Annotated in this window: 16 protein-coding genes; 13 read left to right on the forward strand and 3 right to left on the reverse strand. The window is 55.1% G+C overall.

All coding sequences use genetic code 11. From position 1 onward, the window contains the following. Positions 1-67: 67 nt before the first annotated feature. The 7 genes from K1I37_RS04000 to groL all read left to right on the forward strand — a co-directional run bounded on the left by K1I37_RS04000 (position 68) and on the right by groL (position 5,855). The gene (locus K1I37_RS04000) at positions 68-979 is read left to right on the forward strand and encodes a phosphatase PAP2 family protein (protein ID WP_242215983.1); all 912 of its coding nucleotides are present in this window, start codon (positions 68-70) and stop codon (positions 977-979) included. 30 nt (positions 980-1,009) lie between these two features. After that, positions 1,010-1,630: a 5-formyltetrahydrofolate cyclo-ligase gene (locus K1I37_RS04005; protein ID WP_021297403.1), complete on the forward strand. Its 621-nt coding sequence runs from the start codon at positions 1,010-1,012 to the stop codon at positions 1,628-1,630. Next, positions 1,603-2,253 (forward strand): molybdenum cofactor guanylyltransferase, encoded by a 651-nt coding sequence (gene mobA / locus K1I37_RS04010; protein WP_031218977.1) that lies wholly within the window; start codon positions 1,603-1,605, stop codon positions 2,251-2,253. Before K1I37_RS04005 ends, mobA begins: the two co-directional genes overlap by 28 nt. After that, entirely contained in the window at positions 2,210-3,235 is a 1,026-nt protein-coding gene (locus K1I37_RS04015; protein ID WP_407653197.1) for a molybdopterin-binding protein, read from the forward strand. The genes mobA and K1I37_RS04015 overlap by 44 nt, the downstream gene beginning before the upstream one ends. Further along, positions 3,228-3,788, forward strand: coding sequence for a molybdopterin-guanine dinucleotide biosynthesis protein B (locus tag K1I37_RS04020; protein ID WP_021297406.1), 561 nt, complete (start codon positions 3,228-3,230; stop codon positions 3,786-3,788). The genes K1I37_RS04015 and K1I37_RS04020 overlap by 8 nt, the downstream gene beginning before the upstream one ends. Positions 3,789-3,909: 121 nt before the next feature. Next, complete coding sequence (groES, locus tag K1I37_RS04025) at positions 3,910-4,194, forward strand: co-chaperone GroES (protein WP_021297407.1); 285 nt, start codon at positions 3,910-3,912, stop codon at positions 4,192-4,194. Positions 4,195-4,229: 35 nt separating this feature from the next. Beyond that, a complete protein-coding gene (gene groL, locus K1I37_RS04030) occupies positions 4,230-5,855 on the forward strand; it encodes a chaperonin GroEL (RefSeq protein WP_021297408.1) in 1,626 nt (541 codons plus the stop codon). 58 nt (positions 5,856-5,913) lie between these two features. Here groL and K1I37_RS04035 read toward each other — a convergent pair whose 3' ends face one another. Then, positions 5,914-7,095 carry an RsiV family protein gene (locus K1I37_RS04035; protein ID WP_152498827.1) on the reverse strand — a complete coding sequence of 394 codons (1,182 nt, stop codon included), beginning with the start codon at positions 7,093-7,095 and terminating at the stop codon, positions 5,914-5,916. A 236-nt stretch (positions 7,096-7,331) separates the two neighbouring features. Here K1I37_RS04035 and K1I37_RS04040 point away from each other — a divergent pair, with 236 nt between their 5' ends. From K1I37_RS04040 to K1I37_RS04060, 5 genes are all read left to right on the forward strand, one after another. Beyond that, positions 7,332-7,874 carry a DUF4912 domain-containing protein gene (locus K1I37_RS04040; RefSeq protein ID WP_021297410.1) on the forward strand — a complete coding sequence of 181 codons (543 nt, stop codon included), beginning with the start codon at positions 7,332-7,334 and terminating at the stop codon, positions 7,872-7,874. Next, positions 7,871-10,738: a 1,4-alpha-glucan branching protein domain-containing protein gene (locus tag K1I37_RS04045; protein WP_021297411.1), complete on the forward strand. Its 2,868-nt coding sequence runs from the start codon at positions 7,871-7,873 to the stop codon at positions 10,736-10,738. The genes K1I37_RS04040 and K1I37_RS04045 overlap by 4 nt, the downstream gene beginning before the upstream one ends. Before the next feature lie 224 nt (positions 10,739-10,962). After that, a complete protein-coding gene (locus K1I37_RS04050; RefSeq protein ID WP_021297412.1) occupies positions 10,963-11,709 on the forward strand; it encodes a nucleotidyltransferase family protein in 747 nt (248 codons plus the stop codon). Positions 11,710-11,778: 69 nt separating this feature from the next. Next, entirely contained in the window at positions 11,779-12,777 is a 999-nt protein-coding gene (locus K1I37_RS04055; protein WP_021297413.1) for a glycoside hydrolase family 15 protein, read from the forward strand. Between the two features lie 89 nt (positions 12,778-12,866). Continuing rightward, positions 12,867-13,415, forward strand: coding sequence for a hypothetical protein (locus tag K1I37_RS04060; RefSeq protein WP_021297414.1), 549 nt, complete (start codon positions 12,867-12,869; stop codon positions 13,413-13,415). 299 nt (positions 13,416-13,714) lie between these two features. Here the strand turns inward: K1I37_RS04060 and K1I37_RS04065 are convergent, their stop codons facing one another. Next, positions 13,715-13,963, reverse strand: a complete 249-nt coding sequence (locus K1I37_RS04065) for a hypothetical protein (protein ID WP_152498886.1) — start codon at positions 13,961-13,963, stop codon at positions 13,715-13,717. Positions 13,964-14,149: 186 nt separating this feature from the next. Continuing rightward, positions 14,150-14,383 carry a DUF1653 domain-containing protein gene (locus K1I37_RS04070; protein WP_021298671.1) on the reverse strand — a complete coding sequence of 78 codons (234 nt, stop codon included), beginning with the start codon at positions 14,381-14,383 and terminating at the stop codon, positions 14,150-14,152. A gap of 94 nt (positions 14,384-14,477) precedes the next feature. Here K1I37_RS04070 and K1I37_RS04075 point away from each other — a divergent pair, with 94 nt between their 5' ends. Next, positions 14,478-15,530, forward strand: coding sequence for a L,D-transpeptidase (locus K1I37_RS04075; RefSeq protein WP_161624402.1), 1,053 nt, complete (start codon positions 14,478-14,480; stop codon positions 15,528-15,530). The last annotated feature ends 43 nt before the right edge of the window (positions 15,531-15,573 follow it).

Below are 15,573 nucleotides of genomic sequence, written 5' to 3' on the forward strand. Positions count from 1 at the left end.
TCCCCTTTATCTCATACACTCTAGCGACTGGGATTCTAGACAGGCCTACGTTAGGAGGACAGCGCTGATGGCGACGCACACGTTTCCGCTGCCCGCTGGCTTTGGTTGGCAGTATCACTTCATTCTATGGATTCAATCGTTTCACACGCCGATTTTGGACAAAGTCGCAACGGTGTTGTCCTACCTTGGAACGGAGTCGTTCTATCTCATCATCTTACCTATCGTCTTCCTTGCCTTCAGCCGGCAATTTGGCTTGCGACTGACGTATGTCTTTTTGACAAGCATGTTTTTCAACGCTTGGCTCAAATCGGTCATTCAGATTGCTCGTCCCATCGGAGTCCCTGGCGTCCGGAGCCTGTATTTGAGCACCGCGACAGGTTTATCGACACCGAGCGGGCACGCGCAGGGGACGATAACCTTGTGGGCGTCCCTCGTTCGGTATCTTCCGACACGAGTCCTGCGCTACGCGCTGTTGACCCTCGTCCTGCTGATTGGTATATCGAGGGTATACCTAGGCTTGCACTGGCCGATGGACGTCGTGCTCGGCTGGCTGTTGGGCCTTATCATCGGTTACGCCGGATGGCAAATTGGACGCTGGTGGAGCTACCGTGGCATTCCGTGGCACTTTGCGTTGGCATTTGCCATTCTGTTCCCCGCAGTCTTGTTCTATTTTAACCATGATCCGCGCGGGGCTGAATACGCGGCATATCTATTTGCCATCGGCACCGGCTCTGTGATTGAACGCCGTTTCATTCACAGTGCTATTGAAGCAGTCTGGTGGAAGCGAATTTGTGCAGGCGTCATCGGCGTAGGCGGCATGGTTGCGATACAATGGGGATTACAAAGTACGGAATCTGTTTTGCCATGGCTCCTTTTGCGCGACTTGCTCATCGGCTGGTGGGTAACCGTCGGCGCCCCGTGGATCTTTTTGAAACTCAATGTCTATCAACCAGATACAGAAGCATATGCCGGTTCCTGAGCCGGCTATCTTCTGGTGGAAGCAGGGAATTTGTTGACTGTTGAAGCGGAAAAGGAACATTTGCGACAGTTGTTAAAACGCGATAGGATGAGTTTAACAGAAAATGAAAGACATCGGGCACAGCTGGCGATTTGCGCCGCCGTTCTCGATTTTTGCGAGGGGTACGCCCGTTCACGGCAATCGTGCGACAAGCCGCTGACGATAGGTTTGTACGCCGCTGTGCGAGGTGAAGTAGATGTGTCGGCATGCTTCGCAGGCCTCCGCGAGCGGGGCTGGCGCATCGTCTATCCGCGCGTCCAGGCGCTTGGCGCCATGGAGATGTTCGTCGTCGACAAAGCGCATCATCTCGTGCCGGGCGCGTATGGCATTCTGGAACCACCGGCCGACGCTTTGCCCGTGCAAAAGGAACAGTTGGATGTTCTGTTGGTGCCGGGCCTCGGTTTTACCCAGGAAGGTTGGCGGCTTGGGTACGGTGGGGGTTATTACGACCGATATCTGGCTGGTGCGTTGGACGTTTGCACGGTCGGCATTGGATTTCAGCGGCAGGTACGAGCGGCGCTGCCGGTTGCTGCACACGATAGGCGTCTGAATTACCTGATTACAGAAGAGGGTGTGGTCAACTGTTGGGACCCGACGTCTGTGTCGTCGTAGCGGGTGGCCAAAGCCGCCGGATGCAACCTTTGGGGGACAAGCTGTTGCTGCCACGCGCACCGCTGTCGCCGCCGATTTTGGCGCACGTCTTGACGGTTGCGGCGTCACTGTGCGACTGCGTGATTGTCGCGCATGCGCCAGGGCCAGTCAGGGATGTGGTGGCACGGCATTTGCCAGTATCTTGCGCGAATAAAATTGACTGGCAATTGGACGCAGTGCCGTGGTCGGGGCCGCTCACCGCACTGGCCCACGTATTTACGTCAGCGCGCGTTCAAGAGGCGAACACAGTTGGGGTTGTCGCGGGAGACTTGCCGGGCATCACCGCCGACGTCCTGCAGCGGTGCCATGCGGCGCTTGCGGCTTCTGAAGCCGCCGATGGCGCTGCGCTGGTGCGCGACGGGCGGATTCAACCGCTGATTGCGTGCTACCGCCACCGGGCGGTTGCGGCGGTTGTGGATGCGGTGGCGGCTGGTCAGGTGCGGTTGATGGGCGTATTGGATAGATTGAACGTCATTCCGGTTGCACTGGAAGACGGGACGCCGGAGTGGCGTATCCGACCTGTGCACACCCCGGAAGATTATGAAGCTTGGTTGGCATGGAGGGCTGCGTTTGAAACGTCGTGAGGTTCAAGTCGAAGATGCTGTCGGATTACAGTTGGCACACGATATGACGCGAATCGTCCCAGGTGTTTTCAAAGGGCGGCAATTTCGCCGCGGCCACGTCATTCGTGAAGAAGATATCCCGACACTGTTGGATATGGGAAAGCGTCACATTTACGTGCTTGAGCTCGAGGAGGGCGAATTGCACGAAGAGGATGCGGCCCAGATGATGGCGAACGCCCTGGCTGGCGATGGACTCGTACAGTCTGAGGTCGAGGAAGGCAAGGTCGTGCTGCGAGCCAAACACGATGGGATGTTGTGGGTGGACGCGCGACGCGTGGCCACAATGAATAGCATTGAGCACATTTCTATCTCGACACGCCGACCCTACACGCATGTGCGCGAGGGGCAAGCGGTGGCGAGTGTCCGACCCATTCCCCTCGTCATTGGCGCTGATAAAATTCGGGCGGTCGAGTTAATCGCCGAGGAGACACACGGTGGGCGCAGCATTATCGACGTGTTGCCTTACCGTGCGCAGCGGGTACACATCGTGACCACGGGCAGCGAGATTCAAAGCGGCCGCGTGGAAGACAAATCAGGGCCTGTATTGCGTCAAAAACTGGCGGAATTCGGTATTCAGGTGGCTGCCCAGGAGTTTGTCGGAGACGATGCAGAGGCCATTGCCGCAGCGATTGTAGCTGCTTGTGAGCAAGGGGCGACGTTGGTCTGTGTGACCGGGGGGATGTCGGTTGATCCGGATGATCGGACACCTGGTGCGATTCGCACGGCCGCCACGGAAGTCGTGACGCATGGCACGCCGATTATTCCCGGTTCGATGCTGATGCTCGCCTATCGCGAGAAAGCGGCTATTTTTGGCTTGCCGGGCGCGGTGATTCACGACGACAGGACCTCGTTTGATGTATTGCTGCCGCGCGTCTTGGCTGGCACGCGCGTGCGCAAGCGCGATATCGCGCTGCTCGGCGTGGGCGGTTGGCTGAATGACTGATGTGCGGCTGATATCCGTCGTAGGTTACCAAGATGCGGGGAAGACGCAGGTCGTCGAAGCGCTGGTGGCTTGGTTGCGCCGTGGTGGTGCGGGGGTCGGCGTGATCAAACACGATGGCCACGCCGATAGTCCCGACCATCCGACGGATTGGGAGAAGCGCGGGTCGGATACGGAACGAGTGGCGCGGGCTGGCGCCCGGTGGACCATGATTGCCAGTCGGCGCGGCTGGATGCTGCACGATTGGGCGAGTGAAGACGCCGACGTCACCGACTGGATTCGCACGATGATCGGCGCCATCGCTTCGACGGGCGCACAGCTGGACTGGCTGGTGGTCGAAGGGGCCAAGCGCAGCCCATTGCCAAAGGTTCTTGTCGCGCGCGATTTGAATCAGTTGCGCCCGTTGCTGGATAGCGTTGGCGCGGGGGCCGTTGCGGTTTGTTGGACAGGCGACATTCACCACGACGAGCGCGTTCAACTCTCGCAATTTCATCTATCCGACATCGGTGATTTAATTCGACATTTGACGACGCAACCACTTATATGGCGCGAATAATAAAAGTTTGTAAAACGTGTTGCACTCTGTTTGGGAACGATTTATTATAGACCATGGTGTTAGCACTCACTGACCGAGAGTGCTAACAAAGTTGATGAACTATTTAAGGGAGGTTGTTCACATGCTGAAGCCGCTCGCTGATCGCGTTGTGGTACGTCCAGTAGAACGTGAAGAAAAAACCGCTAGTGGCATTTTCCTTCCGGATAATGCAAAGGAAAAGCCGCAAGAAGGCGAAATCCTTGCAGTTGGCCCAGGTAAAGTAGAAGACGGTAAGCGCTTCGAACTCGACGTAAAAGTCGGAGACCGCGTGATCTTCTCCAAGTATGCTGGCACGGAAATTAAAGTGGACAACGAAGAAGTCTTGATTTTGCGTGAAAGCGACATCTTGGCAATCGTCGAGAAATAAGTCGACTACATAATACGGTCAGGGAGGTTCGAAACATGGCAAAGGAAATCCGCTTTGGTGAAGAAGCCCGCCGCGCAATGCTGCGAGGTGTGGATGCACTGGCTGATGCCGTCAAAGTAACCCTTGGTCCAAAGGGCCGCAACGTCGTGTTGGAAAAGAAATTTGGTTCCCCGCTCATCACGAATGACGGTGTGACCATCGCGAAGGAAATCGAACTGGAAGACGCTTATGAAAACATGGGCGCTCAACTGGTGAAAGAAGTTGCAACGAAGACCAACGATGTCGCTGGTGACGGTACCACGACCGCGACGGTTCTCGCGCAAGCGATGATTCGCGAAGGTCTGAAGAACGTCGCTGCTGGTGCGAACCCGATGGTTCTTCGCCGCGGGATTGACAAGGCTGTAGCAGCTGTCGTTTCGGAGATTGCAAACATCTCCAAGCCGGTTCAAGGCCGTGAGAACATCGCGCAAGTCGCTGCTATCTCCGCAGGTGCTGAAGAAATCGGTGCGCTGATTGCTGAAGCAATGGAGAAAGTCGGCAACGACGGCGTCATTACGGTTGAAGAATCCAAGGGCTTCACGACGGAGCTCGAAGTCGTTGAAGGTATGCAATTCGACCGCGGCTACATCTCTCCGTACATGGTGACGGACACCGACAAGATGGAAGCTGTGCTCGACGAGCCATACATCCTCATCACCGACAAGAAAGTCGGCAACATCCAAGAAATTCTGCCGGTGCTGGAACGCGTTGTTCAATCCGGCCGTCCGCTGCTCTTGATTGCGGAAGACGTTGAAGGCGAAGCGTTGGCTACTTTGGTTGTCAACAAGATTCGCGGTACGTTCAACGCTGTGGCTGTGAAGGCGCCTGGCTTTGGTGATCGTCGTAAGGCAATGCTGCAAGATATCGCTGTATTGACGGGCGGCCAAGTCATCAGTGAAGAACTCGGCCTCGAGCTGAAGAACACGGCGATTGAGCAACTGGGTCGTGCTCGTCAGGTTCGCGTCAGCAAGGAAAACACCATCATCGTCGATGGTAGTGGCGACCGCGCTGAAATTAGCGCTCGCATCAACCAAATCAAGAACCAAATCGAAGAGACCACCTCTGACTTCGACCGTGAGAAACTGCAAGAGCGCCTGGCGAAATTGTCTGGTGGCGTCGCAGTGATCAAGGTCGGCGCTGCAACGGAGACCGAGTTGAAAGAACGCAAGTTGCGCATTGAAGACGCGCTCAACTCGACGCGTGCAGCAGTTGAAGAGGGTATCGTCCCTGGTGGCGGTACGGCGCTCGTCAACGTCATCAAGTCGCTTGAAAACCTCACGGCTGAAGGCGACGAGTTGACGGGTATCAACCTCGTTCGCAAGGCGCTTGAAGCACCTGTCCGTCAAATCGCGGAGAACGCAGGTATTGAGGGGTCTATCATCGTTGAACGCCTGAAGAACGAGAAGGTTGGCTTCGGCTACAACGCTGCAACCGGTGAATGGGTAGACATGCTGCAAGCAGGTATCGTTGACCCAGCGAAGGTTACGCGTTCTGCTGTACAAAATGCAGCCAGCGTAGCTGCTTCCTTCCTCACGACGGAAGCAGCAGTCGCTGACAAACCGGAAAAAGAAAAAGCAGCTCCATCCATGCCTGACATGGGCGGCATGGGCGGCATGATGTAATATCTGCCTGGTGGCAGTAAAAGACCCTCGCGCGAAAGCGAGGGTCTTTTTATTTGGTTTACGAGAAGGAGCTTGGAAAGTTTGGCGTTGTCGTGAGTTTCATGCCATTCCAGTGAAACCGGGTGGTGAATGATTCGAGTTCGCCATTCGCGCCGGTGGTGGAATATTCGCCGACCATGCCTCCACTTCCGTCCGGGTACAGATTGATCGGCGGTGCGTGATCTTTTAGGGTATCCGTGCCAAGGTACTTCTCTCCGAGAAAGAAAAATAGTTTTCCCTCTCCTGAGCCTTTGGTGGCGCTAAACGCGTATAGTGGAGTGCCTTGTGGCGTATTGCTCTGTGCGAACCATGGTACGGCATCTGTGGGGGACACCCGGTAGGGTTGATAGCCTAGTGATTTGATTTTGTTCATGTCCTCTGTTTGGACGTGGATGTCCTGTTGCGTATCTGTGCGCTGCAGGGCTTGCCACAAATCACTTTGTGAATTGATGACCGACTCTAACGCGTCATACGGTATGTCGAATGTCGGGAATCCGGCGGCAAAGGCGGCCCACTCGTAGGGATCGAAGAATATGCGCACACCGGTTTGTGTAATCGAAAACCCGTCTTTTTCAGTGACTCCAGAGAAGTTGCTATCGAGTATAGATTTTGTGTCCTCTTGTCGAATCTGTTGGCTTAGTACGTCTAAATAGTTCGATCCCGCCCGAAACAAATCCCCCATTTGATAGGTAGCGCCTGTCTCCATATTCATCAGAATCATATGCTGGGTGGGTTCGCCGTGCGCGGCGCCTTGCGGATAATCATAGGCTGTTTCGTCAATCTCCAAGAGTGGTCCTGCTTGGAACACGACCTGATAGTTTGCTGTGTAGCTGTCATCTGGGCCGATGGTCTGGAGGTGAGCCGGATTTATCTGTAGTAGGGCATTGAGTTTCGATTCGACAGTTTGGTTTGTGAGTCCGGACAGTTGCGGATACGTAATTTTGTCGTGCTGGGCGTTCACAGTCTTGGCTGTCATTTGAACGCGTTCGGCAGTGGATAGCGTCATTGCGTTTGCATCCCTGCGGGTTGTGTTGGTCGAATTTTCAGCCGGTAAAGCAGCTGTTTGTTTGGTTGAGTTGTTGGGTTTGGATACAAACGCCTTCGTTTCGTTGCTCGCTGTCGCGGTGTGTTGTGTAGTGGGTGCACATCCTGCGAGCGCGCAACTGAGCAGGACGACAGACGGAATGGTCAATTTGTTCAATGGAAAATCTCCTAACGCGTCGCGATCTGACTGCACGATGCCCACCTCGGGACATCAAAGGTCTGCATACATGAGACGGTGCTGCGCTGCACAACGTTTCAAGTTAGGTCTTTGCGCCGAAAGGCATCCACGCTTCTCTCCTTACATATGTATGGACTAGGCTCTGGATGATGGCGGATGACATCCGCTAGACCGACGCCAAATTCTGAAGTGAACGAAAAAATGGAGTGGATGTCTTGGGAAAGGACAACCTGTATGACGACACCTGGACGCGTAAAGCTGGTCGTAGCCGGATGGTCGCGATGGTCAAAGATCCGTTCACCGCTTTCGTCTATTGGGAGGTCGATGAACACTATCAGTGGTTGTTTGGCGCGCATTTTCACTGCAACTGGCGATCATTACCGCTGTTTTTGTGCGTCTACGACGTGACGGATTGTTGGTTCGACGGCTATAATGCCCCACTCGTGTCGCAACATCCAGTAACGCATGACGACGATAACTGGTACTTGCATTCACTGTCACCTGGCCGAAATTATATCCTCCATCTTTCTACGACAACCCTTGAAAATAGACTGTTCTGTATTCTTTCGTCTGGTGTGATTCACCTTCCACCAGCGAAAGCGGGTGACGTGTTGCCGAGTGTCCAGTTCTCCCCTGTTGCATCGAATCCATCGTTTCATCGCGACCTAAGATCCCCGTCGCCTACAGAGGCCCTATACCCCTACGAGGCGACGTTCGACGGCTATCACGTACATGTGTCGGAGGAGAGAAGCGAATGACACTCGGATATCTCAACTTGGTCCTGCACGCACATTTACCATACGTCCGGCACCCTGAAGAGGAAAACAGGATAGAGGAGCGCTGGCTCTTTGAAGCGTTGACGGAGACGTATATCCCGCTTTTGCAAGTGTTCCACACGCTCGCGGCGGAGGGTGTCGATTTCCGTGTAACCATTTCGCTATCGTCACCACTCATCTCGATGCTTGCAGATCAGGCGCTGCAACAGCGCTATCGTCAGCACATGACGAAGCTGCTTCAGTTGTGTGAGAGGGAGTGTGATAGAACCGCAGAGAATCCAGTGTTGCAGGGACTTGCGAAGGCGTACCGGGAGCGCTTCGAGCAGGTGCTCGCCTTTTTTGATGCACATGCGGGCAATATCCTGCCGGCTTTTGCAGCGCTTCAGAGGGCGGGACACGTGGAACTGATCACGTCGGCTGCGACACATGCATTCCTTCCTTACGTGCTGACAGAAGAAGGGTTGCGTGCGCAGATTGCGACGGCTGTAGACGTATTTGCCCATCACTTCGGAACGCGCCCAAGGGGGATGTGGCTGCCGGAGTGTGCATATGACGCGCGATTAGACAGGATTTTGCTAGACTGCGGTGTTCAGTACGTGTTTATCGACACGCATGGATTGACAAGTGCTACACCTGCTCCCATCTTTGGCACTTATGCGCCCGTGGTGACGCCGACGGGGTTATCTGCATTCGCGCGCGACACGTCGTCTTCCCACCAGGTTTGGAGCTCGGAGTACGGTTATCCAGGTGACTATGATTACCGTGAATATTACCGCGATATTGGCTTTCAACGCTCAGCCGATGAGTTGGCGCCTTTATTTCGCGAGGACGGGATCCGCTTGAACACAGGGATCAAGTACGACCGCATCACGGGTCACACGGAGGACAAACAGCCTTATGATTTCGTCGCCGCACGCGCGAAAGCCGCCATGCACGCCGAAGATTTTTTGCGCAACCGCACGTACCAAATTGCCCGTGCGAAAGAGGAGATTGGCCGCGCACCTGTGGTGACCGCGCCGTACGACATGGAGCTGTTTGGACACTGGTGGTATGAGGGTCCTGTGTTTCTCGACATGTTATTTCGCAAAATGCACTTTGACCAAGCGGACATTCAATCGATCACGCCATCTGAATATCTCGCCCTATATAGCGATTTTCAAACGACGACGTTACATTTCTCGACGTGGGGGAGGGATGGCTACGGTGACGTCTGGTTGAACGGCACGAACGACTGGATTTATCCCGCCTTACACGAGTGCGAGTTGACACTTTCGCGACTTGCGAATGCCAACCCAAATCCCTCTTTGTCCCTGCGCCGCGCGCTGAATCAGGCGGTGCGGGAATGGATGCTGGCGGCCAGTAGCGATTTTGCGTTCATGATGGACAACAAAACGACAGTGGATTACGCCATTGAGCGGACGAAGCGCCATGTCAACCGATGCCGTCGCCTGTGCGAGATGGTGGATCAAGCGGACATTGATTTGGCCTATTTAAAGCAGGTGGAACTCGATAGCCCGATTTTTCCGAATGTCGACTATCGCAACTTCTGTTCTCGCAGAAATCGCTTAGCTGCGCCGAGTGATGAACGAACGTCGCAGCCAGCCCGACGCATTTTACTCCTATCATGGGAGTTCCCTCCCATGACGGTGGGCGGACTCGCCCGACACGTTTACGATCTGAGCCGACACTTGGTCCAACAAGGATGTGAAGTGCACGTCGTGACGACCGAGGTGAATGGTTACCCCAACGACGAAATGGTCGTAGGGGTGCATGTGCACCGCGTTCACGTCCCGCAACCGGATGGTGGTGCATTTATTCATTTCGTCTTTCAACTGAATCTAGCGATGTTGGCGAGGTGTCTCCAACTGATAGAGGTAGACGGACTCCAGTTTGATGTGATTCACGCCCATGATTGGCTTGTGGCCGACGCAGCCCGGTTTTTGAAGGCGCACCATGGACTTCCGCTCGTCGTGACCATCCACGCCACAGAGCACGGCCGCAACCAAGGCATCAAAACGGACATTCAGCGACATATTCACCAAATTGAACGGGAGTTGACGAACGACGCGGATGAGGTGATTGTCTGCAGCCGCTATATGGCCCACGAGGTTACTCATTTGTTTGGGTTGCAGGAGAATCGAGTTCATATGATTCCAAACGGGGTAGACGCAGCGCTTTTGCGGCATACACCACAGAATGGTGCCGATGTGCATGGCATGGACGGATCGGATGTGTCCTCAACGAAGTCGGCACTTGGTGAGGAGAACTCGTCAGATCCGCCGATGGTGTTGTTTATTGGACGGCTCGTCCGCGAGAAAGGCGTCCATGTCTTGTTGGAGGCGGCCACGACGATTGTGTCCCGTAATCCGCACGTGCGCTTTGTCATTGTCGGTCACGGGCCGATGCTGGAGGATTTGCGTGCGCAGGCACAGCGCTTGGGATTGGCCCATTGCGTGGAGTTTCTCGGGTTTGTCGGGGATGACACGCGCAATGCCTTACTGGAGCAGGCAAAGGTGGCTGTGTTCCCAAGTTTGTATGAACCGTTTGGGATTGTGGCGTTGGAGGCAATGGCGGCGGGGGTACCCGTGGTGGTTTCGGACGTTGGTGGCCTCTCAGACATCGTCTCGCACGAACACAACGGGTTGACCGCGTTCCCCGGCGATGCCGCATCTGTTGCGAATCAAGTGGGCCGGTTGCTGCGAGATCCGCAGTTTGCGGCACAATTGGCTGACAACGCAAAACGGGCGCTGCATCGGTTTGACTGGCAAAACATTGCCCGGCAAACGGCGGGTGTCTATCACAGCGCCTCCGCTCCGGCTAAGGCGGACACCGTGACGAGTCCGTGACATGTGACGAAAACCGACCGGGCAACATGATGGTCATGCACAGGCGCTGCCCTGTGCATTTTTTTATGCCCTTACAATTCCAGCGTAACGAATCAGCGTATAGCTAGATCATATAATTTTCTGATTTTTATTTGTATGAAAGCGCATACGCCCGTCATAGTGCGAAGGGGAAATTGATATACTGCCACATCACAAGATTTCACGAGACGATAAGGGGGCTGGATATGAAGGCTGTCATCATGGCTGGGGGTAAGGGGACCCGTTTACAACCTTTGACGAAGCTGCTGCCAAAGCCGATGTTGAAACTGCTTGATAGGCCCACAATGGAGTACATTGTGGAACTGCTCGCCAAATATGGATTTGACGATATTACCATTACCGTTTGTTATCTGGCGGACGCAATTCGTAACTACTTCGGTGACGGCCGTGCATGGGGTGTCCAGATTCGTTATCAGGATGAGCCTGTTCCCTTAGGTACAGCAGGTGGTATCCGAGCGTTGCATGAGCACCTCGACCAGACCTTCATTGTGATGAGTGGCGACGGCTTGACGGATTTTGACCTCTCCGAGGCCATGCAAAGCCATCGTCGCAGCCGTGCATTGGCTACCCTGGTTCTGACGCAGGTGGCATGCCCGCTGGGTTACGGCGTCGTCGAGTTTGACGCCAACGCGAATATCACCCGGTTCGAAGAGAAACCGGATGTGTGGGATCGGGATAGGTCTTATTTTGTGAATACTGGGATCTACATTCTTGAACCAGAAATCCTCCATTTTGTCCCGCCGGATCGGCCGTATGATTTTGGCCGTGAACTATTTCCGGCCCTCCTTCGCAAAGGCATCCCATTGAACGGACACGTCGCGACTGGGTATTGGTCGGACGTCGGAACGCTGCAGCAGTACTATCAGACACAAATTGACATGATTAACGGCTGTGTGCATGTCAATCTCCCGGTCGAAGTCGCGGTCCACTAAGACATGGGCCCATTTTGATCACACCCTCCCAACTCCCTGTCTAAACTGATGGGGAGAGGAGGGTGTTTCATGCGAGACCAAGTGCAGCAGGTTTTAGATACGCTACGGCTGGCAAATGGCCTTTATGTGGCAAGCCCTTCAAACACGTACCATTATGTTTGGATTCGAGATGTTTGTTATATGGCGCTGTCGGACATCCATCGCGACAATTCACGATTTGAGGAGACGTACCACTGTCTGTTCGATATTTTCCGCAAGTACAAGTGGAAATTAGCGTACCATGCAACCCATAAGCCGCATGAGGCATTCGAGTACATTCATCCACGCTACACAGCGGACACGCTGGAGGAAGTCCACGAACCCTGGGGCAACGCGCAGAACGACGCAATCGGCGCCTTTTTGTTCGGCGTTGGCGAAGGTTTGCGACAGGGTCGAGCGATGCTGCGGGACGACGAGGACAAATCGATTCTCACGCTACTTGTTTCGTATTTGATCACGCTGGAATACTGGCACGACGCCGACAACGGCATGTGGGAAGAGAACCGGGAAATACATGCGAGCAGTATAGGCGCCTGCGTAGCGGGGCTATTAGCGATTCGCCCGTTCGTCGACGTCCCGTGGGAAGCGATTCAACAAGGGCTCTGCGCATTGTACCGATTGCTCCCCTATGAAAGCGTTTCCAAAGAAGTGGATATGGCCTTGCTCAGTTTAGTGTATCCATATCGGCTGTTACCCGCCTGGATGTCGGAGATGATTGTCGAGCGCGTGGAAGGAACGCTTTTACGCCGGCACGGGGTCATTCGCTATGTTGACGATAAATATTATGCACAACAGGGGCAGGAGGCAGAGTGGTGCATGGGCCTGCCTTGGTTAGGCATCTGCCACGCACTGCTTGGCCATCGCGAGGAAGCATTCGCGTATTTGGCCCGCTCCCAGGAACAAATGACGGCGGACTTCGAACTGCCCGAACTCTATCAACCGGTAACCGAGACACCAAACGAAAATACACCACTCGGCTGGTCACAGTCCATGTGGTTGATTTTGTATGATATGCTATATGATAGTTGATATTCATAGGGATGGATGTTTTGCTCGTGGCACGAGTTCGTGACTGGTTGCCCGCTGACACGCCTTGTAGCAGGCGAGGAGAGGTGTATGTGAACGGTTTACCTCCGAATATCGGGTTTCATCTCGCGCTTGGCATGATGTTTGGCTTCGTTGCGTTGCATCTCGCCTTCGTCGTCATCCTGTACCTGCTGTTTGCGACGGCGCAGTATTGTATGTTTCGCAAGGCGACAGTGCCGCTACCCTGGCTTTCGTATATTCCAGTTGCGAACCTATACCCGTTTTTTCGAACGACTCGCGTGACGATGTGGAACTGGTTGTGGTTGTTGGCGCCCGTGGTTGGGGGAATCGCGATTTTGTTGTGGCATTGGGTGGGCGTCGCCGTTTGCGCGATTGCCCTCATCCTCTACCTCATCGCGGCGATTCGCTGGCACGCCCGATTGTTCAAGGCGTTTGGGATGAACCCGTTGTGGCTGCTCGGCCTCATCGGATTGTTGGTTCCCTATCTCTCTTCGTTGGTCTGGATAGGGTTCGTGGTCCTGTATTGCATCATCGGGTTTCATTCGGGCATTCGCTATCGCCCGTACTTCGATTGGGAGGGCGGCGGTCCACCGTCGGATAAGGATCCACCAGCAGTATAATTCGGCTGTGGACGCGAGTGTTGGTGGGCGGCGTCTGGACTGCCGGGAACTGCCGGGAACTGCCGGGAACTGCCGGGAACTGCCGGGAACAGCCGGGAACTGCCGGGAACTGCCGGGAACTGCCGGGAACTGCCGGGAACTGCCGGGAACTGCCGGGAACTGCCGGGAACTGCCGGGAACTGCCGGCCGGAGTGTCTTAATAAGACATCCGCGCCTCTTTCGGCGCCAATAAGACATCAAATCTGCACTAATCTCCGGGTTTTGGCCTTTATCGGGCAGCTTTTGAGTAAATAGGGCATTTAAAATGTCTTAAACCGGCTTGGGCCAGCAAAACTCCATGAATAAGGTCGATTTAGTGTCTTATGTGCCGCCATCGCCGGTCTATCCGGCCGCTCTCGCTGCTCCCGGCTAGCGCAGCCGCGGCCGTCATCGCCGGTCGATCCCGCCGCTCTCGCTGCTCCCAGCCATCGCAGCCGTGGCCGCCGCCATCGCCGGTCGATCCCGCCGCTCTCGCTGCTCCCGGCAAGCGCAGCCGTGGCCGCCGCCATCGCCGGTCGATCCCGCCGCTCTCGCTGCTCCCAGCCATCGCAACCGTGGCCGCCATCGCCGGTCGATCCGGCCGCTCTCGTTGCTCCCGGCCATCGCAGCCGTGGCCGCCACCGCCGGTCGATCCCGCCGCCCTCGCGCTCCCGGCCAGTGCAGTCGTAGGCCGCCACGTCGGCGGCCTATCCCCATCAAGCGTCAGCAAGGGGCTGGAATCGTGGAACCACCTGGCCGTCTACCTCGACGGTTTCAAAAAACATGTCGTAGGGGCGAATCCAGATGTCGCCTGTCTTCGTGGCGTACACCACATACCATTCTTCGGTCTCACTGTGTCGTCCGATGGCGTGATAGGTGTAAAGTCCGCCTTTGTAGTGCCGGAATATTTGGCCGGGGCGCAGCGTTGACATTCGTTCCTCGGGGCTCATCGTTGCCTCCCTCTCTGTAACATTGACGCCATGTGCGTCGTCAGATAGTTTAAGAGATAGCTGAATGGTTGTGGGCGTAAGGATTGTGATGAGAGTGCAGAAAGACGGAATCCATTCTATTCGTGTTCTTCGGTGCGCGCTTGCTGGCGCGGTGGTCGTGAGTTGTGTTGCCACTGTCGGGTGCAGCCCTAAGCGGGCGGAGCAACCGTTGCCGCAATTGAAATATGGCCGCGTCGTCGCGGTCAACGCGATAAAGGGTGTCGAACTTGCGTTTAATCACCCTGTCTCGCAGATTACTTGGGAACAAGGCAAAACGGTACACCACACGGCGCTGAAGAAACCGTCGACCGATGTTTGGGTGCCTGCAGCGCTCGCGCAAGGAACTACCTATCAAATTCTGGTGAAGCAAGCCACTGGACCTGAATCAAAGCCGCTTCGCAAAGCGGTGACACTGCAGGGGGAAACCGCTGCACCGCTGACGGTGACGACGAATCCAGGGGTGTGGCAATTTAACGTGCCAGCCCAAGGGCCATTTACATTTACGTTTAGCGCACCTGTCGCAAATCCATCACAATTGACTCAGGATATCCATTTTACTCCGAATGTGCAAGGCAAAGTTGAGTGGACGAGCCCCACGACCGCGGAATTTATACCGGACAAGCCATTGCCGCCGACGGAAACCGTACAGATGACGCTTGCTGGTGGGCCACAAGGACCTGTGAGCAAGACGGGGCAGTACTTACAGGACACTTCTATCGAACGCCCATTTATTGTGGCCAGCGATGAGCAAGTGGTTGTTCGCGAAACGTCGCCGGAAACGTTAACGCTTTATAAAAATGGCAAGCAGATTTTTAAGTCGCTATGTAATACAGGGGTTACGGGAGCCGCCACTGCACCAGGTCAGTATTACATTCACGCGAAAGAGCTATCTGCCACGATGAGCGGCACAGACCCGGACGGAGAGACTTATCACATCAAGGGCGTGCCTTATGTGATGGATTTAGTTGGGAACACGGCGATTCACGGATATCCGCGCAAAACGTATGGCTATCCTCAGAGCAATGGGTGTGTCGAACTGCCTATCAAAGCCGCGAAGAAACTCTATCAACTTGTCAAAATCGGTACGCCAGTCGTGATCCAAAAGTGACCTGTTTTCAAATGTGGTTGCGGGCAAGGCGGTAGGACGATCC

This window comes from Alicyclobacillus acidoterrestris, from assembly GCF_022674245.1.
Taxonomy (GTDB): Bacteria; Bacillota; Bacilli; order Alicyclobacillales; family Alicyclobacillaceae; genus Alicyclobacillus; species Alicyclobacillus acidoterrestris.

Coding starts and splice junctions, on each gene's coding strand:
- K1I37_RS04000 (WP_242215983.1), top strand. CDS start 68: ATGGCGACGCACACGTTTCCGCTGCCCGCTGGCTTTGGTTGGCAGTAT.
- K1I37_RS04015 (WP_407653197.1), top strand. CDS start 2,210: ATGAAGCTTGGTTGGCATGGAGGGCTGCGTTTGAAACGTCGTGAGGTT.
- K1I37_RS04020 (WP_021297406.1), top strand. CDS start 3,228: ATGACTGATGTGCGGCTGATATCCGTCGTAGGTTACCAAGATGCGGGG.
- groES (WP_021297407.1), top strand. CDS start 3,910: ATGCTGAAGCCGCTCGCTGATCGCGTTGTGGTACGTCCAGTAGAACGT.
- groL (WP_021297408.1), top strand. CDS start 4,230: ATGGCAAAGGAAATCCGCTTTGGTGAAGAAGCCCGCCGCGCAATGCTG.
- K1I37_RS04045 (WP_021297411.1), top strand. CDS start 7,871: ATGACACTCGGATATCTCAACTTGGTCCTGCACGCACATTTACCATAC.
- K1I37_RS04050 (WP_021297412.1), top strand. CDS start 10,963: ATGAAGGCTGTCATCATGGCTGGGGGTAAGGGGACCCGTTTACAACCT.
- K1I37_RS04055 (WP_021297413.1), top strand. CDS start 11,779: ATGCGAGACCAAGTGCAGCAGGTTTTAGATACGCTACGGCTGGCAAAT.
- K1I37_RS04065 (WP_152498886.1), bottom strand. CDS start 13,963: ATGGCGGCGGCCACGGCTGCGCTTGCCGGGAGCAGCGAGAGCGGCGGG.
- K1I37_RS04070 (WP_021298671.1), bottom strand. CDS start 14,383: ATGAGCCCCGAGGAACGAATGTCAACGCTGCGCCCCGGCCAAATATTC.